Below are 22,099 nucleotides of genomic sequence, written 5' to 3'. Positions count from 1 at the left end.
AAGCGTGCCTCGCGCGCGCCGCGGACGACGATTCCCGGCCGCCCTGTCAGGGGCGGGCGGCGGTCGGGGCAGGGTCGGCCCGCGGCGGGAGGCCGAGCGCGCGGCGGGGGTCGTCCGCCCGGGCCGCCTCGCGCAGCGCCGCGACGAAGGCCGCCAGGTCGCCGCCGTGGGTGGCGAGGTGGCGGGCGAACGCGTCGAGATCGGCCTCGTAGGTGGCGGCGAGGGCGAGGCAGGCGTCGCCGAGCCGGGCGGTGGCGGCCACCGCGGCGGGATCGAGGGTCTCGAGCGGGAGCGCGGCGAGGGCGGTGCGGGTGGCTTCCGCGGCGGCGGTGCGCGCGGCCTCGCGCGCGGGCGAGGCCGGCTCGCGATAGAGCGCGGCGACCTGCTCGCGCAGCGCGCGCAGGGTGCGCGCCACCGCCCGCTCGTCGGCGATCCGGCGCCGCTCCGCCTGCGCGGCGTCCTCCCCGGCGCGGGCCGCGAAGAAACGCACGGCTCCCTCCTGGCCGACGAAGGTCGCAACCCCCTCGTTCCAGTCGGCGTCCCCGGCGACGAACACCGTCGCGTGGACGAGCTCGTGGAGCAGCGTCTCGGCGAGCGCCCCGGGGCCGCGGCGCACGAGCGGCGTCGCAACCGGGTCGTCGAACCAGCCGAGCGTCGAGTAGGCCGGCACCGGGACGAGGCAGGTGTCGAGCCCCCCCGCGCGCAGGCGTGCGGCCTCGTGCTCGGCGCGCGCGAGCGCGAAGAAGCCCTTGTAGGGAACGATGCCGACGATCGGGAACCAGAAGCCCGCGGGCTCCACCTCGCCCGGGCGGGTCGCCACGAGCGCGGTCACGACCCGGTCGCCGGGCCAGGCCGCGTAGGTCCTATACTGGTCGCCGACCTCGAGGCCGAGCGCGCGCGCGTAGTCGAGCACGGGCGCGACCTCGGCGAGCGCGCGGCGCACCTCGGGCGGCGCGGCGGGATCGGCGACCACCTCCTCGATCGGGCGGGCCGCGCGCAGGAGCCGGAGCTGGCCCTCGGCGAGGTGGCCGACGTAGCAGCCGGGGAGGACCGTGATCGCGAGCCCGAGTGCCGCCAGCGCCCCCGCCTTCGCACGCATCCGCGCGCGCGCGGCCGGCGCGCGCGCGGAGCTCGCGGCGGCGGAGGCCTGGGAGGCGGGCGCGGCCGGCATCGAGGAGCGCGACGACGGCACGCTCCTCGTGTGGGCGCCGGCCGCGCGCGCCGGGGCCGTGCGCGCGGCGCTCGTCGCGGCGCTCGGAGCCGGCGCGGTCGGGGGGGTCGAGCCCGAGCCGGCAGCGGACTGGCCCGAGACCTGGAAGCAGGGCCTCCGTCCGCTCGTGGTGTCGGAGCGGCTCGTCGTGCGGCCGCCCTTCGCGCCGCACCCGCTCGCGCCCGGCCAGCGCGAGGTGGTGATCGAGCCGCGCCAGGCCTTCGGCACCGGCGCGCACGCGACCACCGCGCTCGCGCTCGAGGCGCTCGACGAGGCGCTCGCGGAGCGCCGGGGCGCGCGCGTCCTCGACGTCGGCTGCGGGAGCGGGGTGCTGGCGCTCGCCGCGCTCGCCCTCGGCGCGGCGCGCGCGGTGGCCTGCGACCTCGACCCGATCGCCGCGCGCGAGACCCGCGAGAACGCGGCGCGCAACGCGCTCGCGCCGCTCGCGGCCTTCGCGGGCTCGCTCGACGCGCTGGCGCCCGCGCGCTTCGAGCTGGTGGCCGCGAACCTGATCCGCCGCGAGCTCGAGCCGCTGCTCGCCGGGCTCGTCGCGCGCACCGCGGCCGGCGGCGCGCTCGTGCTCTCGGGCCTGCTCGCCGGCGAGCGCGCGCCGATCGAGGCGTCGCTCGCCGCGCGGGGCGCGCGGGTCGGCGCCGCGCGCGTGCGCGAGGACGCCGGCGGTGACGCCTGGCTCGCGCTCACGGCGACGCGCTGACCCGCGCGCGCCAGTCGTCGAGCAGGCGCGCGAGCGTGTCGTCGAGCGGGATGCGCGGGGCCCAGCCGGTGGCGCGGCGCAGGCGCCCCGCGTCGCCCACCGCCGCGTTGGTGGGCCGCCAGCGCGCCGGGTCCTCGCGCACCTCGGGCGCGGCGCGGCAGGCCGCGAGGAGCCGGCGCAGGAGCTCGCCGATCGGGAGGGCCACGCCGCTCGCCACGTTGTACGCGCCCGCCGGCACCCGGCGGTCGAGCAGGAGCCGGTAGGCCTCGACCACGTCGGCCACGTCGAGGAAGTCGCGCAGCGAGGCGAGGTTGCCGACCGCGAGCCGCGGCGCGCGCCGCCCGGCCTCGATCTCGGCGAGCTGGCGCGCGAAGCTCGACGCGACGAAGACGTCGGCCTGGCCCGGCCCCGTGTGGTTGAAGGGGCGCGCCCGCACGACGTCGAGGCCGCGCGCCGCGAACGCGGCGCCGAGCCGGTCGGCCACCGCCTTGGCGCGCGCGTAGGGCGTGGCCGGGAGCAGCGGCGAGGCTTCGTCGAAGGGGGCACCGCCGCCCCCGCCGTAGATCTCGCCCGAGCTGACCACGAGCACGCGCGCGGCCGGCGCCCGCTGCGCGGCAGCCCGCAGCACGTGCAGCGTGCCGAGCGCGTTGACCCGCGCCGCCGCCGCCGGGTCCGCGAGCGACGCCGTCACCGACGCCAGCGCCGCGAGGTGCACGATCGCGTCGGGGCGCGCCGTGGCGATCGAGTCCGTGACGGCCGCGGGATCCCGGACGTCGACCTCGCGGTCGACGCCCCGCACGGCGTGGCCGGCGGCCTCCAGGCGGGGCACGAGCCAGGAGCCGACGAAGCCGCACGCGCCGCTCACCCAGATCCGCACGCGGGGCAAGCTGCCAGAGCCCGCGGCGCTGTGCTACACGCCGGACGTCTTGTCCGCGCCGCCCGTGACCGCCGTGCTCTTCGACGCAGGGGGCGTGCTCCTGCGACTCGACTATGCGGCGATCGCTCGCCGCGCCGGCGAGCTCGGCTTCGCGCTCGACGACGAGGCGCTGGCGCGCGCCGAGGCCCACGCGCGCCGCGCGATCGACGCGCGCGCGGCCCGCCACGGCGCGGTGCCCGGCACCGACGCCACGCGCGTGCCCGACTACTTCGACGACCTGCTGGCAGCGGCCGGCGTGCCGGAGGCGGTGCGGCCGCCGCTCGTGGGCCGGCTGCGGGCGGACAACCGCGAGGCGGGGCTCTGGCGGGTCCCCTGCGAGGGCGCGCACGAGACGCTCGCGGCCCTGCGCGGGGCCGGGCTGCGGACGGGTGTCGTCTCGAACGCCGACGGCCGGGCCCGGCTGCTCCTCGAGCAGGCGGGCCTCGCGGCCTCCTTCGACGTGATCCTGGACTCCCACCTCGAGGGGGTCGAGAAGCCGGATCCCGAGATCTTCCGGCGCGCCCTCGTGCGGCTCGGGGTCGGCCCGGCGCAGGCGGTGTTCGTGGGCGACATCTGGTCGATCGACGTCGAGGGCTCGCGCGCGGCGGGCTTGCGGCCGATCCTGGTGGACGTGACCGGGGGCTACGCCGATCGGGATTGCGAGCGGATCGCAGGGCTTCGCGAGCTGGGCGAGCGGCTCGGGCTCGGGCGGGGGGAGGCGCGCCTTTGATCCTCGGAGTCGCGGGGCCCAACGGGGCTGGCAAGGGCGAGGTGGTGGCCTGGCTCGAGAAGCGCAGCTTCACGCCGCTCTCGCTCTCGGACGTGCTGCGCGACGAGCTGCGCGCGCGCGCCGTCGCCGAGACGCGCGAGGCGATGATCGAGGCCGGGCGTGCGCTGCGCGCGGCGCACGGGCCCGCGGTCCTGGCCGAGCGCCTGCGCGCGAAGCTCCAGCCCGACCGCCACTACGTGATCGACTCGATCCGCCATCCCGCCGAGGTGGAGGCGCTGCGCGGGCTCGGCGCGCGCTTCCGGCTGCTCTGGGTGGACGCCGAGCCGGCGCGCCGCTTCGAGCGCCTGCGCGCCCGCGCCCGCCCGGGCGACCCCGAGACGCTCGAGCGCCTGCTCGTCCTCGAGGGACGCGAGCGCGGCAGCGCCGACCCCGCCATGCAGCAGCTCGACGCCGTCGAGCGCCTGGCGGACCTGCGGCTGCGCAACGACGGCACGCTCGAGGCCCTCCACGCCCGGGTGCAGGAGGTGCTGGCCGCGTCGCTCGGATTCGAGCGCCCGAGCTGGGACGCCTACTTCCTCTCGATCGCGCAGGTGGTGGCCTCGCGCAGCAACTGCGTGAAGCGCCACGTCGGCGCGGTCATCGCCCGCGACCGCCGGATCGTCTCCACCGGCTACAACGGCACCCCGCGCGGGGTGCGCAACTGCAACGAGGGCGGCTGCCCGCGCTGCAACTCCCTCGCCGAGTCCGGCAGCCGGCTCGACGAGTGCCTGTGCTCGCACGGCGAGGAGAACGCGATCATCCAGGCCGCCTACCACGGTGTGTCGGTCCGGGGCGGCTCGCTCTACACCACCTTCTTCCCGTGCCTGCTCTGCACGAAGCTCGTCATCAACGCGGGCCTCGCCGAGGTGGTCTACAACGCGAGCTACCACCTCGACGCCCGCGCCGAGGCGCTGCTCGCCGAGGCCGGCGTGACGGTGCGCCAGGCGGCGCTGCCGGGCGCGTAGCCACGCGCCCGGCAGGCCTGCTACGGCGCCGCCTTCACCGCCGGGACCCGCCACGAGCCGTCGAGGATCGAGGGCGGCGTGTCCTTGGGCCAGTACAGGCGCAGCATCGGGACGAAGCGGCCGGCCGGCGCGGGGAGCCAGTTCGCCTCCTTCTCCGGGCCCGGGTGTTCGTGCTGGAGGTAGAGGTCCACGGAGCCGTCCGCGTTCGCCTGCAGCGCGTCACGCGCGCTCAGCGTGTAGCGGTCGAGCGGGTTGTCCACGAAGAACATCTGCTCGTCGTACATCGTGAGCGACCAGAAGCCCTTCACCGGCGGCAGCTCGCCCTTCGCGAAGTGGATCACGTAGCGCTTGTTGCCGTCGTAGGGCTGCCCCTGCGCATCGCGCTCGCTCGCCGGGTAGACGGCGTCCTCGGGCCGGTTCGCACCGAGGCCGATCGCGGTGATCATCGCGCGGTTCAGGTAGTCCGTGCCGTAGATCCCCGTGCGGGTCGTGAACACCCAGCCGTTCTCGTTCCGCCCCGCCTCGTCGAAGTAGGCCAGGATCTTCGCGAAGGTGGGCTTCGGGACGGCGCGCAGCGCGTCGGCCGCGGCCGGGTCGAGCTTCGTGATGTCGAAGGGCTGCCCGGGCACGATCCCGAGCTTCGCGAGCTTCGCCACCATCGGTGCGTCGGCGGCGGCCGGGGGATTCGCCTCCATCAGCGCGGCCAGCATCCCGAAGTAGGCGGCCGCGTCGAGGGCGTTCACCTGGTCCCGGACGGGGGTCTTCATGTCGATCGCCGGGTCGACCTTGCCGGGCGGCGGCGTGTAGGGCTTCCCGTACGAGGAGAGCGGGACGAGCGAGATCGCGTCCTGCATGGCGTGCACGGCCTCGTAGTCCTCGGGGGTGCCGGTGCAGTAGATGCGCCCGAGCAGCCAGACCAGCGAGGTCGGCGACTCGTACTGGACCACGCCGGGAGGCAGGGTGCCCTTCCAGCCGGGCCCGGTGATCGCGTAGACCTGCGCCCGGGTGCCGGTCGTGCGCTTGCCGGGCACCTCGAACACCTCGGTCCAGCCGTCGAGCATCGGCATCAGGTAGTAGCGGTCGTGGGCGTCGGGAAGGGACAGGATCCAGGGCTCGGCCCCGACGTCGAGCCAGGCGGTGGTGTAGAGCGTGTCCGCGTTGGGCGCCGTCACGTCGCGGAACTTCGCGGTCGGATAGGCGCGCATGCGGATCAGGTGCCCCATCGGCGCCCGCGTGCCGCCCGGCTGTTCGACGTTCGTCATCACCCGCCGGGTCATCTCCATCGTGACGAGCGGGTAGCCGTAGACGTAGGCCTCGGTACCGAGCGCAGTGGCTTCGGCCGGGGTGAGCGCAGCGGCAGGGGACGCCGCCCCGAGCAGCACGAGCCCGAGAGCGACGAAGGGCATGGCAAGACGCATCGATCCTCCTCTTCGGTCCGATCCGAAGCACCGTGGGGCCCATGCCAGCGGTGGCGCGGCCTTCGTGATCGCGGCCGCGCACCCCTGTCTGGGCGTCTGTTCGGGGGTCGGTAGCCAGCGCTTCGCACCCGGGCCTGTCATGTCACGCCACGCGGGGCGCCGCCCCGGCGGATCCTCGCGTGGCCCCGGCGGATCCTCAGCGGGCGCCGTCGAGGAGGGAGGCGAAGCCGCTCGGGGCGTGGGGGCCGATCACGAGCTGCTCGAGGACACCGATCCCCGCGCGGCCCTCGAGGCGGGCGTGGCAGAGCGTCTGGACGTGGAGGTGGCGCGGGTCGAGGGGCGCGCACCCGGCGAGGCTCCAGGACTCGCCGGCCACGGCCTCGGGGCCCTTCCACATCCCGTGGCCCCACTCGGGGTGGAGGTAGCCGATCCCGAGCATCTGGAAGTGCAGGATCGGCTCGAGGACGAGCGTGCGCCGGCCGCCGCCGGGCGCGATCAGGTCGATCTCGGCGCGTGCCGCGCGCCGCGTGCCGGGCTCCCAGCGCACCCGGTGCGCGACGTCCCGGGCCGGGGCGAGACCGGCCGGGTCGGTGGGGTCGCCCTCCGGCCCGAGCAGCGGAACCACCGCGCCGTACTGGTGCCAGCGCCCGCCGGTCGCGTCCTCGTTGACGTCGAAATGCGTACAGCAGTCGTCGAACCAGACGGGCGCCCACAGCCAGAAGAACTGCGGCGCACCCGCGACGGGCCCGGGCGCGCGCTCGCCGATCGGGCGGATGCCCCAGGAGCGGTCGCGGGTGCCGAGCACCGCCGTGGGCTCGACGGCCACGCGCTCGCCGGCCACCTCGAGCGCGCCCTGCCAGGTGCCGAACTGGGTGAAGCGCGTCACGTCCATCAGGAGCCGGCCCTGCTCGCGGCGCACGAAGCGGGGTTCCTCCACCGCGGCGGTGCGCGCGGCGAAGCGGAGGTCCGCGCCGAGGCCCCACTCGTTGGGCGCCACGCGCAGGCGCAGCGTGCGCATCGGCTCCTCGATCTCGACCGTGATCGGGCCCACCTGGAGCGCGCCGCCGGGTGCGGCTTCGCGCGAGGCGTGGAGCGCGTGCTGGCGGCCGCCGCGCACGACGCTGAAGGCGGCGTCCCGGATCCCGCGGTTCGGGTAGAGCCCGAAGGCCGCCGCGAAGTAGAGCGATCCGTCGCGCGCGTAGCCGTTGAAGAAGAAGCGGTCGTAGGCGTTGCGATCGCCGCTCGCAGGATGGAGCAGCGGCTCGGGGGTCTGGTGGATCGGATGGTCGTCGAGCCGGTGCAGCATGGGGCCCTCAGCCTCGTGAGATCTCTTCGAGCAACGATCCCTGCGCGAGCGGCGCCAGATCGCGGATCGCCTGGGCGGCGAGGTGGCCGCCGAGGAGCGCGCACACCGCGCCGGCGGCCGGCGGGGAGGCCGCGTCGAGCGCGACGAAGGCGGCCGTGAGGGCGGCGCGCGCGGCCTCGACCCGCGCCTCGGGCGCCTCGGGCCAGCCGGCGATCGGATCGGCGAGCCGCGCCGCGAGCCCGGCCTCGCCCGCCTCGCGCAGCGCCTCCGCGGCGTCGCGCAGCACCGCCTCGATCGACGCCGCCTCCGCCGCGAGGGGCGCGCGCGCCCACTCGAGCCGGCGCTCGAGGTTGCGCAGCACCTCCACCGCCGCGTAGAGCTGGCTCCGCGCGGCGCGCGCCTCGACGTGCGGCAGCACCTGCTCGAGGAGCGCCTGCGAGACGGCGGCCAGCATGCGCTCGGCGGGGATCCGCAAGAGAAGGGCTCCTCTCCTAGCCGGGCAGGGGCAGCCAGCCGCGCAGGGCGGCCAGCAGCGCGTGGAGGAACGCGAGCTGATGGTCGAAGATCGCCATCCGCAGGTCGCCGGTGCGGCCCTCCCGGAGCGCGCGCACGCCGGTCCCCATGATCGCGATCATCTTCACGATCGCGAGCACCTCGTAGTAGCGCAGCCGCTCGGGGTCGATACGGCACTGCGCGGCCTGCTCGTAGAGCGCGAGGAGCTCGGCGGGCGGCGCGAGGCAGGCGGCGCGCGGCGTCTGGGCGCGCCAGAGGTGCGAGAAGCACCAGGCCAGGTCCTCGGCCGGGTCGCCGAGGTGCACCATCTCCCAGTCGAGGATGCCGGTGAGCCGGGTGTCCGCGCCCGCGCGTGACACCAGCCAGTTGCCGAGCCGGTAGTCGCCGTGGAGGAGCGCCACCTCGCTCGCGGCGGGCGCGTGGCGGCGCAGCCAGACCAGCGCCTCCGCCACGACGGGCGCGGGCGCCGTGCCGCTTCGCTCGATCCGCGCCGCCCAGCGCTCGACCTCGGTCGCGGCCGCATGCCGCTCCGGGTCGCCCAGGAAGTCCAGGCCCCGCGCGCGCCAGTCGACGGCGTGGAGGCCGGCGAGGGCCGCCATCACCTGGGGCGCCAGCGCTGCGCGCTCGACCTCGTCGAAGGGGCCTTCGCCACGCGGGCCGGGCGCGGGGATCGGCACCTCGCCCGGGAGGCGCTCCATCACGTAGAAGGGCCGATCGAGGACCGCGGGGTCGCGCTCGAACCAGGGCGTGCGCGGCGAGGGCAGGGGATCGCCGGAGAGCGCGTGGAGGACCCGGAACTCGGGCTCGAGGTCGTAGGGCTCGAGCAGGCCGGCCGGCGGCTCGCGCTTGAGCACCCACGCGCTCTCCCGCTTCGCACCGGCGCCGTCCTCGGTCTCGAGGGTGAAGGTCAGCGTCTCCTGCGAGAAGCCTTCGGTCCGGGCCTCCAGCTCCCGCACGCGCAGCGCGCGAGCGCCAGCCATCCGTGCGGCGAGGAAGCGGCCGAGGCGTCCGGCGAGGTCGTCCACGACGCGCGGCACGCTATCCCAGGGCCCGCGGGCCGGCCAAGGCGATCAGCCGGCGAGCTGCTCCCAGAGCGCGTCCACCTGGCGCTCGGTCTCCGCGAGGCTGCCCCCGTTGTCGATCACGTGATCGGCGAGCGCGCGCTTCTCGTCGATCGGGAGCTGGGCGGCCAGGCGCGCCTCGGCCTGCTCGGCGCTGCAGCCGTCGCGCGCGATCGTGCGCGCGAGTTGGAGCGCGCGCGGTGCGTAGACGAGCACGGTGGCCTCGAAGGGCAGCGCCGAGGCGCCGCCCCGCGCCCCGGCGGCGCGGCTCTCGAAGAGCAGCGGGATGTCGAGCACCACGAGCGGTGCCTTCGCGCGGCGCGCCGCGTCGAGCTGGCGCGCCATCTCGAGCCCCACCTTCGGGTGCACGATCGCCTCGAGCCGCCGGCGCGCCTCGGGGTCGCCGAAGACGCGCTCGCCCAGGCGCTTGCGGTCGAGCGCACCCTCGGTGTCGAGGATCCCGGGCCCAAACGCGGCCACGAGCTCCGCGAGCATCGGCGCGCCGCGCGCCTGGAGCCGGTGCACGATCTCGTCGGCGTCGATCACCACGGCACCGCGCGCGCGCAGCATCGCCGCCACCGTGCTCTTGCCGGTGCCGATGCCGCCGCTCAGCGCGAGGACGCGGGTCACGGGCCGGCAGCGTACGGTGCGCGGGCCGCGCGCGCGACTACGAGCGCCCGAGCTCCTCCAGGCCCGCGACGCAGTTCTTGCCGGCGGCCTTGGCGCGGTAGAGCGCGCGGTCCGCGACGTCGAAGAAGGCGCGCCGGTCGCCCGCGTACTCGGCCACGCCGATCGAGACCGTGACCCGCATCGGCTCGCCCGCGGGGTCGAGGCCGAACAAGGCCTCGGCGACCGCGGTGCGCACCTTCTCGGCCAGGTAGGCGACGCCCTCCAGGTCGGTCCCGGGCGCCAGCACCACGAACTCCTCGCCGCCGTAGCGGGCCAGCACGTCGGACTCGCGCACGGACTCGTTCAGGATCCGCGCGATCCGCACCAGCACCGCGTCGCCCGCGGCGTGGCCCAGGCGGTCGTTGAGCGCCTTGAAGTCGTCGATGTCGATGAGCAGCAGCGCCAGCGTCTCGCCGGTGCGCGAGACGCGCTTGATCTCGCGGGTGAGCGTCTCCTGGAAGTAGCGGTGGTTGTGGAGCTTGGTGAGCCCGTCGGTGATCGAGAGCTGCTCGAGCACCTCGTTGGCCTGCTGGAGCTGCTCGTTCTGCTCGCGGAGCTGGCGGTGGTGCTGCTCGATCTCGGCGCGGTTGCGGCGCAGGCGCCGCGCCATGTCGTTGAAGGTGCGCGTGAGCAGTCCGATCTCGTCGCGGCGCGGCTGCTCGGCGATCTCCACCTCGAGCTCGCCCTGCGAGATGCGCCGCGCGGCCTCCGAGAGCTGCTCGAGCGGGCGCACGATCGCGGAGGTGATCTCGTAGGCGAGGAAGCTGAAGAGGAGCACGACGGCGAGGTCGATCACGAAGATGCGCGTCACTACCGTGAAGAGCGGCGCGTAGGCCGTCTCGAGGAGCTGTGCGACCACGAGGCTGGCGCCGCCGCTCGCGAGGGGCTGGACGACGGCGATCGCGCGGCGCTCGCCGGCGGCGCGGAACTCGCGGAGCCCCGGGCCCGCCGGGCCGGCGAGGAGCGCGGCCGGGAAGCTCGCGAAGGTGGGCTCGCCGGTCGCGCCGCCGCGCGCGAGGATCCGGCCGCGCGGATCGACCAGGTGGAGCCAGGCGGCGGGCGCGGAGCCGCCGGCGCCCCGCAGCGCCTCGGAGGGCTCGAGCGAGGCATCGAGCCGCCCGATCGCCTGGCCGCGGTCGTCGAGCACGGGCACGCCCATCACGAACCGATCGCCGGCGGGACGCAGGAGGGCGTCGGCAGGGAGGCCCGGCTCGCGCGGAGGAGGGCTCGGGGTCCCGGCGCACAGGACACCGGCGGTGTCGCGCAGGGCGAGGCCTGCCAGCTTCGAGCGCCCGCGGTGCCCGCGCAGGAGGCTCTCCGCCCCCGCCCGCGCCCCGGCGTCGCCGCCGGCGGCGGCGCGCACGGCGGGCGCCTCCGCGAGCCTCGCGAGCTCGTGCGCGAGCTCCGCCTGCTCGTGTCCGAGTGCCTCCCCGGCGGCTTGCAGGGCGGCGGGAAGCTCGTGCTCGAGATGCGAGCGCAGGAAGGAGTAGCTCGAGTGCACCGCCACCCAGCTCACCACGACCGCAGTGAGGAAGGTCGACAGGAAGACGAAGAAGATGATCTTCGTCGCAAGGCTGTCGCGCGGCTGCCGGCGATCGGCGAGCCAGGGATCGGGCATCGGAAGGAGCTCCCCGCGTCCTCGCAGCATCGGCGCTCGCGCCGGCGCGCTTGATGGCCGGACGGGGCTTCACCCCCCCGGCGGGTCCCGGCGCCAACCCATCGGAAAGCCGAGCGAATCTTTGCGACCCGCGACCGCCTCGAGTAGAATGCGCGCGCTTTTTCGCGGGGTTGGCCCGCCTTCCGAACCTCACTGCGCCCGCCCGGCGCCGGCGCCCTTCGGGGCCGGCTGCCGCCCCCGGGCCCGCCGGAGCACCGGGATCACCGGATGACTCGCAGCCCCGAAGCCCAGGCTCCGCCGCCGAGCGCCGGCCCGGCCGGTGACGCCGCCGCCGCCACCGGCGAGCTCGGGCACCTGCGTGCCGAGATCGACCGGGTGGACCGCGAGATCCTGACCCGGCTCAACGAGCGTGCCGCGCTCGGCGAGCAGGTGGGGCGGGTGAAGGCGCGCCTGGGGACCGAGGTCCTGTCCGCGGCGCGCGAGCGCGATCTCGTGGCGGCCCTGCGCGCCGCGAACCCGGGCCCGTTCCCGGACGCCGCGATCGAGCCCGTGTTCCGCGAGATCATCTCGGCCACGCGCGCGCTCGAACGCCCGCTGCGGATCGCCTACCTCGGCCCCGCCGGCACCTTTGCCCACGAGGCCGCGCGCCGGACCTTCGGCGCGTCGGTCGAGCTGGTCGCGGTGAGCCCGATCGCCGAGATCTTCGCGGCCGTCGAGCGGGGCGCCGCCGACCACGGGATCGCGCCGATCGAGAACACCACCCAGGGCGTCGTCACCGAGACCTACGACACGCTGGCGACGGCGGAGGTGGCGCTGTGCGGCGAGGCGCTGCTGCGCGTGTCGTATCAGCTCCTCTCGCGCAGCGGCCGGCTCGAGGAGGTCCGGCGCGTGGCGTCGCATCCGCAGGGCCTCGCGCAGTGCCGGAGCTGGCTCGACCGCCAGCTCCCGGAGGCCGAACGCGTCGAGACCTCGAGCACCGCGGCGGCCGCGCGGCTCGCGGCCGGCGACGGCGACGTCGCGGCGGTGGCGAGCGCGGTTGCCGGCGAGACCTACGGCCTGCTCCCCGCGGCGCGCGCGATCGAGGACCGGCGCGACAACACGACGCGCTTCCTGCTGCTCGGGCGCAAGCCGCCCGCGCGCAGCGGCGCCGACCTCACCTCGGTGCTCTTCACCGTGCGCAAGGCGCAGCCCGGCGCCCTGCACCGGCTGCTCGAGCCCTTCGCCCGCCACGGCGTGAACCTGACCGCGATCCAGTCGCGGCCGATGCCCGGCAAGCCCTTCGAGTACCTGTTCTTCCTCGACCTCGAAGGCCACCGCGAGGACGCGGCCGTCGAGGCGGCGCTCGCGGAGGCAGCCGCCCACGCGCACTCGCACCGCGTGCTCGGCTCCTTCCCGCGCGCCGGCATCGGCGAGGGAGCCGCGCCGTGAGTCTCGCGGAACGCGTGAAGCCGTGGATCCGGGACCTCGCGCCCTACGTCCCGGGCAAGCCCATCGAGGAGCTCGAGCGCGAGCTCGGCGTGAGCGACGTCGTGAAGCTCGCCTCCAACGAGAACCCGCTCGGTCCCTCGCCGAAGGCCGTCGCGGCGGTCCGCGAGGCGCTCGGCGGGCTGCACCGCTACCCGGACGGCGCGAGCTTCCGGCTGCGCGAGAAGCTCTCGCGACGCCTCGACGTCGCGCCCGGGCAACTCGTCTTCGGCTGTGGCGCCGACGAGATCCTCGAGCTCGTCGCGAAGGCCTTCCTCGGGCCGGGCGACGAGTGCGTGTTCGCGTGGCCCTCCTTCGCGATGTACCCGATCGTGACGAAGGGCATGGGCGCGACGCCGGTGGCGGTGCCGCTCGACGCGGACCTCGTCCACGACCTCGCTGCGCTCGCAAGCGCGGTGGGCGCGCGCACGCGCGTCGTCGTGGTGTGCAACCCGAACAACCCGACCGGAACGAGTGTCGGCGCCGCCGGCTTCGACCGCTTCGCGGCCGCGCTGCCCGCCGACGTGCTGCTCCTCGTCGACGAGGCCTACGTCGACTTCGCGCGCCGCCCCGACTTCCCGGACGCGCTCGCCTGGGTGCGGCGGCGGCCCGGCACCCTGGTCGTGCGCACCTTCTCGAAGAGCGTCGGGCTCGCCGGGCTGCGCGTCGGCTTCGGCGTGGCCGATCCCGAGCTGGCCGGGTACCTCGAGCGCGCGCGCCACCCCTTCAACGTGAACCTGCTCGCCGAGGCCGCGGCGGTGGCGGCACTCGACGACCGCGAGCACCTCGAGCGTACGCTGCAGCTCAACGCCGAGGGCCTCGACTTCCTGAGCCGGGAGCTCGGCGCGCTCGGCATCGAGGTCTGGCCGAGCGAGGCCAACTTCCTGCTGGCCCGGCCGGGCCCCGGCGCCTACGAGCGCCTCCTGCGCGAGGGCGTGATCGTGCGGCCGCTCGCGGGCTTCGGGATGCCCGACCACGTGCGCATCACGATCGGGCTGCCCGAGGAGAACGAGCGGCTCGTGAAGGCGCTGCGCCGGATCGCGGAGGAGCGCGCATGAGCGCCGGCCGGCCCGGAGACGCGACGCCCGCACCGCTGCGCTTCGAGCGGATCGCCGTCCTGGGCCTCGGGCTGCTCGGCGGCTCGCTGGCCTGGGCAGCGCGCGAGCGGGCGCTGGCGGCGGAGGTGGTGGGCTGCGGGCGGCGCGCGGAGCCGCTCCGCCGCGCCCGCGAGCGGGGCCTCGTCGACCGCACCACCGCCGACCCGGTCGCGGCCGTGGCAGGCGCCGACCTGGTCGTGCTCGCGACGCCGGTGGGCGCGATGGCGCCCCTGCTCGCGCAGGTGGCGCCGGCCCTCGCGCCGGGGGTGCTCGTCACCGACGTCGGCAGCGTGAAGGCGCTGCTCGCGGACACCCTCCCGGGGCTGCTTCCCCCCGCCGCCCGCTTCGTCGGCTCGCACCCCATGGCCGGGAGCCACGAGAAGGGGCCCGACCACGCCCGGCCCGATCTCTTCGAGGGCGCCGTCTGCGTCGTGACCCCCGTCCCGGGCGATGCCCCGGAGGCGGTCGAGCGGATCGAGGCCCTGTGGCGGGCGGTCGGCGCCCGGGTGGTCCGCCGGGACCCGGCCGGGCACGACCGCGAGGTGGCATGGATGAGCCACCTTCCCCATGTTCTCGCCTTCGCGTACGCCCGGGCGCTCGGGGAAGCCCCGGCGGGTGCGCGTGCCGTGGCCGGGCCCGGGTTCCGAGACTTCACCCGCATCGCGCGGAGCGACGCGGAGTTGTGGGCCGACATCCTGGTTGCCAACGCGAAGGCGGTGGGCGGCCCGCTGGCCCGGGTGGCCCGCGAGCTCGCCGAGGTCGCCCGAAGGCTCGAAGCGGGCGACTCCGACGCACTCGAGCGATGGATCACGGAGGCTCGCGCGCGGCTCGCCGACGACGGCCGCGAGGAATAGAGGCAGGCATCTCGCCCGAACCGGGGGCGCAAACCCGGAAATCCAGGCCACGCAGGGGCGTGGCCCCGAAGGGAGTTCACACCAACCGCATGACTGATTCGCATTCGACCGAGAGCTTTGCGGAGCTGTTCGAGAAGGCGGCCCGCACCATCAAGGAGGGCGAGGTCGTCCAGGGCACCGTGCTCGGCATCGACAACGAGCACGTGCACGTCGACGTCGGCTTCAAGTCCGAGGGCCTGATCCCGCTCTGGGAGCTGATGGCCGACGACGGCCGCGTGCTCGTGAAGCCGGGCGACCGGGTGGACGTGTTGATCGAGGAGACCGAGGACGCCGACGGGCGTATCGCGCTCTCCAAGGAGAAGGCGGACCGTCTCAAGATCTGGGACGAGATCAGCCGCGCCTACGAGGCCGACGAGGCCGTGGACGGCGTGATCGTGGCGCGCGTGAAGGGCGGCCTCTCGGTCGACATCGGCGTGAAGGCGTTCCTGCCCGGCTCGCAGGTGGACCTGCGCCCGGTGCGGAACCTCGAGGCGCTGATGGGCGAGCGCACCCAGTTCAAGATCATCAAGTTCAACAAGCGGCGCGGCAACATCGTGCTCTCGCGCCGGGCGCTGCTCGAGAAGGAGCGCGAGCGCCAGCGCCGGGAGACGCTGCAGACCCTCGAGGTCGGCCAGATCGTCGACGGCGTGATCAAGAACATCACGGACTACGGCGCGTTCATCGACCTCGGCGGGATCGACGGCCTGCTCCACGTGACCGACATGTCGTGGGGCCGGGTCAACCACCCGAGCGAGATCTTCCAGGTCGGCGACCAGCTGAAGGTCAAGGTTCTCAAGTTCGACCCGGAGACCGAGCGCGTGTCGCTCGGCCTGAAGCAGATCCAGCCCGACCCGTGGGTGGACGCCGCGCACAAGTACCCGATCGGCAAGCGCATCCAGGGCAAGGTCGTGTCGCTCACCGACTACGGCGCGTTCCTCGAGCTCGAGCCGGGCATCGAGGGCCTCGTGCACGTGTCGGAGATGTCGTGGACGAAGCGGGTCAAGCACCCGTCGAAGGTGGTCTCGGTGGGCGACGCCGTGGACGCCGTCGTGCTCGACATCGACGAGGGCAACCGGAAGATCTCGCTCGGCATGAAGCAGATCGAGCCGAACCCGTGGAGCTTGATCGAGGAGAAGTACCCGGTCGGCACCCACGTGCGCGGGACGGTCCGAAACATCACCAACTTCGGGGTCTTCGTCGGGCTCGAGGAGGGCATCGACGGCCTCGTGCACGTCTCGGACGTCTCGTGGACGGAGCAGATCAAGCACCCGAGCGAGAAGTTCAAGAAGGGCGACGAGGTCGAGGCGGTCGTTCTCAAGATCGACAAGGAGAACGAGAAGTTCTCGCTCGGCATCAAGCAGCTCCAGGCGAACCCCTGGGACGACATCCAGCGGCGCTACCCCCTCGGCTCCGAGGTCGAGGGCGAGGTGGCGAGCGTGGCCGACTTCGGCGCCTTCGTGCGCCTGTCGGAGGGCATCGAGGGCCTGATCTACACCGGCGAGCTGGCGGCGGAGCCGGTGGCGAAGCCCTCGGACGTCGTGAAGGAGGGCGACCGCGTCAAGGCGATCGTCACCCGCGTCGACCCGAACGAGCAGAAGATCTCCTTGTCGATCAAGGCGATCCACGACCAGCACACCCGGCAGGCGCTGGCCGAGCAGGCGGCGCAGCAGTCGAAGAGCCAGCGCTCGACGCTGGGCGACCTGCTGGCCGAGAAGCTCGGGCGCAAGAGCGAGGAGTAGGAGGCGGCTGCCGGGCCGACGGCTCGGGGGGAGGCGATGACGAAGAGCGGTCTCATCGAACAGGTCGCGGAGCGCACGCCGCACATCTCGAAGAAGGACACCGAGGTCGTGGTGAACACGATCTTCGATGCGATGACCGATGCCTTGCGCCGCGGCGAGCGCATCGAGATCCGCGGCTTCGGGAGCTTCCAGGTGAAGGTCCGCGAGGCGCGCGACGGCCGGAACCCGAAGACGGGGGAGATGGTGAACATCCCGGCCAAGCGCACGCCGTTCTTCAAGGTGGGCAAGGAGCTGAAGGAGATGGTGGACCGCGCGCCCGCCGGCGGCGGCGCCACCGGTGACTCCGGAGAGCGGCTCCGGGCCTGATTCCCCCGCCAGCGCCCCCCGGGAGCTTCTCGATGCGGACGTTCCGCCGCCTGCTCGCGCTCGTGGCCTTCGTCGCCGCGCTGGTCCTCGGCTGGCGTTTCGCCGGCGCGAACCTCGCGCCCGTGAGCGTCGACTACCTGTTCGGTGCGGCCGAGGGTCTACCGATCTGGCTGGCCCTGCTGGCGGCCTTCGCCGTGGGCTTCGCCCTGGCCGGGCTGGCCGGCCTCTACCAGATGGCGCGCCTCGGGCTGACCGCCCGCCGCTGGCGCAAGGTCGCACAGGGGCTCGAGGCGGAGCTGCACCAGCTCCGCAATCTTCCCCTCGCCGCCCCCTCGGATGCCGCGCTGCGCGGCTCGGCCGGCGCGCCGGCGCCCGGCACCCTCGACCCCGCGCCCCGGGGCCGCTGAGGCGTCGTGCCGGGCTGGTGGCGAGGGCGCTGGCGGGAGGAGGCCCCGCAGGACGCCGGGGCGGCCGTGCGCCGGGCCCTCGTCGCGGTGCTCGACCGCGACCTCGAGCGCGCCGAGGGCCTGCTGACCGGCGTCGTGCAGCAGGACTCCGGCGAGCTCGACGTCTACCTGGCGCTCGCGCGGCTGTTCCGGGAGCGCGGCGAGGTCGGGCGCGCGATCCACGTGCACCAGAACCTGCTGCTGCGCCGGGACGTCGGCGAAGCCGCCCGCTTCGCGGCGCTGGTCGGGCTCGCCGACGACTTCCGCGCCGGCGGCTTCCTGCGCCGCGCGATCAGCGGCTACGAGGAGGTGCTGCGCGAGCGCCCGGATCATCCCCGCGCGCTGCGCGCCCTGGTGCGCCTGCTGGCCGGTGCGCACGAGCCGCGCCGCGCGATCCCGCTGGCGCGCCGGCTGGCGCGGGTCGAGGGCCGCGAGCCGGGCACCGCCGAGGCGCCGCTCTGGGCGGAGCTCGCCGAGCTCGAGCGCGCGCAGGGCCGCGGCGACGCGGCGCGCAAGGCGCTGCGCCGCGCGCTGCGCCGGGACGCGGACTGCACGAGGGCGTGGCTGGCGCTCGGCGAGGTCGAATCCGAGCTGGGCCGGCCGCGCAAGGCGCTCGCCGCCTGGCGCCGCGCGGTGTCGCTCGATCGCCGCGCGGGGCCGCGCGCGTACCCGCGCCTGGCGGCGACCGCCGCCGCGCTCGGTCGCAGCGGTGACCACGAGGCCTGGCTGCGCGGACTCACCGACGAGCAGCCCGATGACCTCGAGGCGCGCCTCGCCCTGGCGCAGGTGCTCGCGGCGCGCGGCGCCGCCGACGAGGCCGAAGCAGCCCTGCGCGCCGCGCTCGAGCGCGACCCCGACGCGCTCGCGCCGCACCTGGCGCTGGGTCGCCTGCTGCTCGCCGAAGGCCGCACCGACGCAGCCGCCAAGGCGCACGAGGAGCTGCTCGGCGTCCTCGAGCGCCGCGCCGACGCCGGCATCCTCCGCGACGGCTTCGAAGTGGACGCCTTCGCATGACGCGCAGTGCACTCGACACGCCGATGATGCGCCAGTACCTCGCGCTCAAGGCACGCCATCCGGACGCGCTGCTCTTCTACCGGATGGGCGACTTCTACGAGCTCTTCCTCGCCGACGCCGAGCGTGCGGCGCCGCTGCTCGACATCACGCTCACGACCCGCGACAAGGGCAAGCCCGATGCGGTGCCGATGTGCGGCGTGCCGGTCCACGGCGTCGACCCCTATCTGAAGCGGCTCGCCGAGCTCGGGCTGCGGGTCGCGATCTGCGAGCAGGTCGAGGATCCGCGGGCGACCGGCGGCCGGCGGCTCGTGCGGCGCGAGGTGGTCGAGGTGGTGACGCCCGGCCTGCTCGGGGACCCGGAGGGCCTCGACGCCGCGCGCGAGGTGGCGCTGGCCGCGCTCGCCCTCGGCGCACCGGGCGAGGAGGCCGGCCTCGCCGCGCTCGAGGCGTCGACCGGCGAGTTCCGGGCCACCGCCACGGCGGCAGACACCACCGGCCTGGCTCCCGGACCGCTCGTCGAGGAGCTGCGCCGGATCGCGCCACGCGAGCTGCTGCTGGCGGCGCCGATCGAAGCGACGCTCGCCGCCTCGCTCGGCGCGGCGCTCCCCGGTGTGGTCCTGACCCCGGTCGACCCCGCAAGCTTCGCCCCGCGCGAGGCGCCCGCGCACCCCGACGGCTTCGACCCCCAGGCCGCCGACGCGGCCACGCGCGCCGCCGCCGCGGTGCTGGCCTACCTCGGCGCGCTCCAGCCCTTCGCGCTGCGCCACGCCGCCGTCCTGCGCCGCTACGCGCTCGGTGACGCGATGGTGCTCGACGCCGCGACCCGCACCCACCTCGAGCTCTTCACGAGCGCCGAGGACGGCAGCCGGCGCGGCACCCTGGTCGAGCGCCTCGATGCGACGCTGACCCCGATGGGCGCGCGGCGCCTCGCCCGCTGGCTCGGCTACCCGCTGCTCGATCCGGCCGCGATCGGCGCCCGCCAGGACGCCGTCGCGTGGCTCGCCGAGCGCGACCGCCGGCGCGCCGCGATCCGCGAGCGGCTGCGCCCGGTGCGCGACCTCGAGCGCGGGCTCGCGAAGGCCGCGCGCCCGAGCGCGACGCCCCGCGATCTCGCCGCGCTGCGCGCGTCGCTGGCCGCGCTGCCGGCCCTGGCGGAGGCCTTCGCCCCGGGCGGCGACGACTGGCTTCCGGGCGCCGAGGGCGCGCCCCCGCCCGCGCTGCCCCGGCCGCGGCCGGTCGAGGCGGCCTGGCGCCTGCTCGAGGACGCGCTCGTCGACGAGCCGCCCGTCCTCCTGCGTGGCTCGCGCGGCGCCGGGGAGACCGGCTTCGTGCGCGACGGCTACCGGCCCGAACTCGATGCCCTGCGCGACGCGGCCCGCAAGGGCCGCGAGTGGATCGCCGGGCTCGAGGCGCGCGAGCGCGAGCGGACCGGCGTGGCGAGCCTGAAGGTCCGCTTCCACCCGGTCCACGGCTACGGGCTCGAGGTGACGAAGTCGAACCTGGGCCGCGTGCCCGGCGACTACGAGCGCAAGCAGACCCTGGCCGGCGCCGAGCGCTTCACCACGCCGGAGCTGCGCGAGATGGAGGCGCGCGTGCTCGGCGCGCACGAGCGCGCCGCCGCGCTCGAGCGCGAGCTGTTCGAGGAGGTGCGCGCGGAGCTGCTCGAGCACGGCGCCGCGATCCGCGCGGCCGCCGAGGCGGTGGCCGCGCTCGACGCCCTCCAGAGCCTTGCCGAGGTGGCGCGCCGCGACGGCTGGGTGCGCCCCGTGGTGGACGGCGGGGAACGGCTCGAGATCCACGCGGGCCGGCACCCGGTGGTGGAGGCCATGCGGGCGTCGCGGACGGGGGAGGCCTTCGTCCCGAACGACACCTGCCTCGACCCCGCGGACGCGCGCATCCTGCTCCTCACCGGCCCCAACATGTCGGGCAAGAGCACCTACCTGCGGCAGGTGGCGCTGATCGCGCTCCTGGCCCAGGTCGGGAGCTTCGTGCCCGCGGAGTCGGCACGGATCGGGGTGGTGGACCGCATCTTCACCCGGGTCGGAGCGTCGGACCGGCTCGCGCGGGGCGAGTCCACCTTCCTGGTCGAGATGCGCGAGACCGCGGAGATCCTCGCCCAGGCCACGCGACGGAGCCTCGTCATCCTGGACGAGATCGGACGCGGCACCAGCACCTTCGACGGCCTCTCGATCGCGTGGGCGGTCGCGGAGCACCTGCACGACGCGCCGGGGCTGCGCTGCCGGACGCTCTTCGCGACGCACTACCACGAGCTCGTCGAGCTGGCCGCCAGCCGGCCCCAGCTCCGCAACGCGCACTTCGAGGTCCGCGAGTGGGGACACGACGTGGTGTTCCTGCGGCGGCTGGTGCCGGGGGGCGCGAGCCGCTCCTACGGGATCCAGGTGGCGCGGCTCGCGGGCCTGCCCGACACCGTGATCGCGCGTGCCCGCGAGGTGCTGGCCACGCTCGAGGCGCACGCCGCGGACCCCGTCGCCGCACCCGCCACGCCGCGTGCCCGCCCCGCGCCCGCCGCCCCGCAGCTTCCGCTCTTCGAGCCCTCCGAGCCGCCGCTGCGCCCGGGCGAGCGCAGCGTCCTCGAGGAGCTGCGCGGGCTCGTCCTCGACCGTACCGCGCCGCTCGACGCGCTGCTCCTGCTCCAGCGCTGGCGCGAGCGGCTCGGCGGGGGAGGGCGCGGATGACGCGGGCCCGCACGTCGGCCCCCTCGCGGGTCCGGAGGCCCGCGCTCGCGCTCGCCGCGGTGCTGCTGCTCGCTCCCGCCGCCGATGCGGCGCCGGGTCGCGTGCTCGACGTCCGCCACTGGTCGTACGCGGGCTACACGCGCGTCGTGGTCGAGCTCTCGCAGCCCGCGAGCAGCGGTGCGGCCTCCGCGGGTGCGCCGGGGATGGCGCTGCGCCAGGCGCCTGCCGATCCGGCCACCGGTGCCCCGGCCCGCCTCTACCTCGACCTGCCCGGGATCCACGTCGGCCGCACGCGCGAGGAGCCGATCCGGGTCGACGACGGCCTGCTGCGCCGGATCCGGCTCGGCCAGTTCACCGTCGGGACCACCCGCGTGGTGCTCGACCTCGACCACTGGGAGCGGCACCGGCTGCTCCGGCTCACCGGTCCCGAGCGGGTCGTGATCGACGTCTTCGGCGCGCGCCAGGGTGCGCCCGCCGCCAGCTCGACGGCGCGTCCCTCGATGGAGCTGCGCCCGGTCGAGCGCGTCGTCGTGGATGCCGGGCACGGCGGCAGCGACCCGGGCGCGATCGGCCACGGGCGGCTGCGCGAGAAGGACGTGACGCTGCGTCTGGCGCGCGCGCTGCGCCGGGAGCTCCTGGCGCGCGGATTCGACGTCGTCCTCACGCGCGACGGCGACCGCACGCTCTCGCTGCTCGAGCGCACGGCGCTTGCGGAAGGGGCGGAGGCGGATGTGTTCGTCTCGCTGCACGCGAACTCCGCCCGTAACCGCGCGGCCGCGGGCATCGAGGTCTACACGCTCGACGAGAACGCGCTCCGCCAGACCCGGCGGCTCGCGGCCCGCGAGAACGGGGTGGCGCCCGGCGAGGTCGACGCGCTCCAGGGCCTGCTCACCCGGCTGCGCGTCTCGGAGGCCTCGGACCGCGCCGACCTGCTCGCGGACCTGGTGCACGAGGAGATCGTGCGCGGCATGGGCCGGCGCTGGCCTTCGGTGGCGGCCGGGCGCGGCCGGCTGCGCGGGCCCTTCTACGTGCTCTACCTCTCCGACATGCCGGCGATCCTGGTCGAGACCGGCTTCGTGACCCACAAGGGCGACGCCCGCCGGCTCCGCGACCCGGACTACCTCGACGCGATGGCGCGCCGGATCGCGCGCGGGATCGAGCGCTTCCGCGAGCAGAGCGGACCGCTCGTGGCGGAGCACCAGCCGTGAGCGCGCCGGAGGCTCG

Annotated in this window: 19 protein-coding genes and 1 pseudogene; 12 read left to right on the top strand and 8 right to left on the bottom strand. The window is 75.6% G+C overall.

Annotated features, from left to right (window positions below; all coding sequences use genetic code 11):
* Positions 1-46: 46 nt before the first annotated feature.
* Positions 47-1,099 carry an aminopeptidase gene (locus tag OZ948_16950; GenBank protein ID MEB2346416.1) on the bottom strand — a complete coding sequence of 351 codons (1,053 nt, stop codon included), beginning with the start codon at positions 1,097-1,099 and terminating at the stop codon, positions 47-49.
* On the opposite strand from OZ948_16950, the gene OZ948_16945 reads away from it, so the two are divergent.
* The gene (locus OZ948_16945) at positions 1,053-1,925 is read left to right on the top strand and encodes a 50S ribosomal protein L11 methyltransferase (GenBank protein ID MEB2346415.1); all 873 of its coding nucleotides are present in this window, start codon (positions 1,053-1,055) and stop codon (positions 1,923-1,925) included. The genes OZ948_16950 and OZ948_16945 overlap by 47 nt on opposite strands.
* Here OZ948_16945 and OZ948_16940 read toward each other — a convergent pair.
* Positions 1,909-2,802, bottom strand: coding sequence for a GDP-mannose 4,6-dehydratase (locus OZ948_16940; GenBank protein MEB2346414.1), 894 nt, complete (start codon positions 2,800-2,802; stop codon positions 1,909-1,911). The genes OZ948_16945 and OZ948_16940 overlap by 17 nt on opposite strands.
* Before the next feature lie 49 nt (positions 2,803-2,851).
* Between OZ948_16940 and OZ948_16935 the strand changes: the two genes are divergently transcribed.
* Together OZ948_16935 and OZ948_16930 are read left to right on the top strand one after the other, a co-directional pair.
* On the top strand, positions 2,852-3,571 hold the full coding sequence (locus OZ948_16935; protein MEB2346413.1) for an HAD-IA family hydrolase: 720 nt from the start codon (positions 2,852-2,854) through the stop codon (positions 3,569-3,571).
* 527 nt (positions 3,572-4,098) lie between these two features.
* Positions 4,099-4,575, top strand: a complete 477-nt coding sequence (locus OZ948_16930; protein MEB2346412.1) for a dCMP deaminase family protein — start codon at positions 4,099-4,101, stop codon at positions 4,573-4,575.
* A 20-nt stretch (positions 4,576-4,595) separates the two neighbouring features.
* Here OZ948_16930 and OZ948_16925 read toward each other — a convergent pair.
* From OZ948_16925 to OZ948_16900, 6 genes and pseudogenes are all read right to left on the bottom strand, one after another.
* Positions 4,596-5,924: pseudogene (locus OZ948_16925) on the bottom strand (DUF1254 domain-containing protein).
* Positions 5,925-6,189: 265 nt separating this feature from the next.
* Positions 6,190-7,299: a hypothetical protein gene (locus OZ948_16920; protein ID MEB2346411.1), complete on the bottom strand. Its 1,110-nt coding sequence runs from the start codon at positions 7,297-7,299 to the stop codon at positions 6,190-6,192.
* A 7-nt stretch (positions 7,300-7,306) separates the two neighbouring features.
* Entirely contained in the window at positions 7,307-7,774 is a 468-nt protein-coding gene (locus tag OZ948_16915; GenBank protein MEB2346410.1) for a hypothetical protein, read from the bottom strand.
* Positions 7,775-7,790: 16 nt separating this feature from the next.
* On the bottom strand, positions 7,791-8,849 hold the full coding sequence (locus OZ948_16910; GenBank protein ID MEB2346409.1) for a phosphotransferase family protein: 1,059 nt from the start codon (positions 8,847-8,849) through the stop codon (positions 7,791-7,793).
* A gap of 33 nt (positions 8,850-8,882) precedes the next feature.
* Positions 8,883-9,503, bottom strand: coding sequence for a dephospho-CoA kinase (coaE, locus tag OZ948_16905; GenBank protein MEB2346408.1), 621 nt, complete (start codon positions 9,501-9,503; stop codon positions 8,883-8,885).
* 37 nt (positions 9,504-9,540) lie between these two features.
* Positions 9,541-11,160, bottom strand: coding sequence for a diguanylate cyclase (locus OZ948_16900; GenBank protein MEB2346407.1), 1,620 nt, complete (start codon positions 11,158-11,160; stop codon positions 9,541-9,543).
* 267 nt (positions 11,161-11,427) lie between these two features.
* Here OZ948_16900 and pheA point away from each other — a divergent pair, with 267 nt between their 5' ends.
* From pheA to OZ948_16855, 9 genes are all read left to right on the top strand, one after another.
* The gene (gene pheA / locus OZ948_16895; protein ID MEB2346406.1) at positions 11,428-12,588 is read left to right on the top strand and encodes a prephenate dehydratase; all 1,161 of its coding nucleotides are present in this window, start codon (positions 11,428-11,430) and stop codon (positions 12,586-12,588) included.
* Positions 12,585-13,682, top strand: coding sequence for a histidinol-phosphate transaminase (hisC, locus tag OZ948_16890; GenBank protein MEB2346405.1), 1,098 nt, complete (start codon positions 12,585-12,587; stop codon positions 13,680-13,682). The genes pheA and hisC overlap by 4 nt, the downstream gene beginning before the upstream one ends.
* Positions 13,679-14,575, top strand: coding sequence for a prephenate dehydrogenase (locus OZ948_16885; protein ID MEB2346404.1), 897 nt, complete (start codon positions 13,679-13,681; stop codon positions 14,573-14,575). Before hisC ends, OZ948_16885 begins: the two co-directional genes overlap by 4 nt.
* Before the next feature lie 89 nt (positions 14,576-14,664).
* A complete protein-coding gene (locus tag OZ948_16880) occupies positions 14,665-16,353 on the top strand; it encodes a 30S ribosomal protein S1 (protein MEB2346403.1) in 1,689 nt (562 codons plus the stop codon).
* 36 nt (positions 16,354-16,389) lie between these two features.
* Entirely contained in the window at positions 16,390-16,719 is a 330-nt protein-coding gene (locus OZ948_16875) for an integration host factor subunit beta (protein ID MEB2346402.1), read from the top strand.
* 32 nt (positions 16,720-16,751) lie between these two features.
* Complete coding sequence (locus tag OZ948_16870; protein MEB2346401.1) at positions 16,752-17,126, top strand: LapA family protein; 375 nt, start codon at positions 16,752-16,754, stop codon at positions 17,124-17,126.
* Between the two features lie 66 nt (positions 17,127-17,192).
* Positions 17,193-18,179 carry a tetratricopeptide repeat protein gene (locus tag OZ948_16865; protein MEB2346400.1) on the top strand — a complete coding sequence of 329 codons (987 nt, stop codon included), beginning with the start codon at positions 17,193-17,195 and terminating at the stop codon, positions 18,177-18,179.
* On the top strand, positions 18,176-20,875 hold the full coding sequence (gene mutS, locus OZ948_16860) for a DNA mismatch repair protein MutS (protein MEB2346399.1): 2,700 nt from the start codon (positions 18,176-18,178) through the stop codon (positions 20,873-20,875). The genes OZ948_16865 and mutS overlap by 4 nt, the downstream gene beginning before the upstream one ends.
* A complete protein-coding gene (locus tag OZ948_16855; protein ID MEB2346398.1) occupies positions 20,872-22,083 on the top strand; it encodes an N-acetylmuramoyl-L-alanine amidase in 1,212 nt (403 codons plus the stop codon). The genes mutS and OZ948_16855 overlap by 4 nt, the downstream gene beginning before the upstream one ends.
* The last annotated feature ends 16 nt before the right edge of the window (positions 22,084-22,099 follow it).

The organism is Deltaproteobacteria bacterium (assembly GCA_035063765.1).
GTDB lineage: Bacteria > Myxococcota_A > UBA9160 > UBA9160 > PR03 > CAADGG01.
Note: the sequence above shows the minus strand (reverse complement) of the source record. Positions and strands in the feature narration are given on the sequence as shown.

Coding starts and splice junctions, on each gene's coding strand:
- OZ948_16920 (MEB2346411.1), bottom strand. CDS start 7,299: ATGCTGCACCGGCTCGACGACCATCCGATCCACCAGACCCCCGAGCCG.
- OZ948_16875 (MEB2346402.1), top strand. CDS start 16,390: ATGACGAAGAGCGGTCTCATCGAACAGGTCGCGGAGCGCACGCCGCAC.
- OZ948_16885 (MEB2346404.1), top strand. CDS start 13,679: ATGAGCGCCGGCCGGCCCGGAGACGCGACGCCCGCACCGCTGCGCTTC.
- OZ948_16870 (MEB2346401.1), top strand. CDS start 16,752: ATGCGGACGTTCCGCCGCCTGCTCGCGCTCGTGGCCTTCGTCGCCGCG.
- OZ948_16880 (MEB2346403.1), top strand. CDS start 14,665: ATGACTGATTCGCATTCGACCGAGAGCTTTGCGGAGCTGTTCGAGAAG.
- OZ948_16900 (MEB2346407.1), bottom strand. CDS start 11,160: ATGCCCGATCCCTGGCTCGCCGATCGCCGGCAGCCGCGCGACAGCCTT.
- mutS (MEB2346399.1), top strand. CDS start 18,176: ATGACGCGCAGTGCACTCGACACGCCGATGATGCGCCAGTACCTCGCG.
- pheA (MEB2346406.1), top strand. CDS start 11,428: ATGACTCGCAGCCCCGAAGCCCAGGCTCCGCCGCCGAGCGCCGGCCCG.
- OZ948_16855 (MEB2346398.1), top strand. CDS start 20,872: ATGACGCGGGCCCGCACGTCGGCCCCCTCGCGGGTCCGGAGGCCCGCG.
- OZ948_16950 (MEB2346416.1), bottom strand. CDS start 1,099: ATGCGTGCGAAGGCGGGGGCGCTGGCGGCACTCGGGCTCGCGATCACG.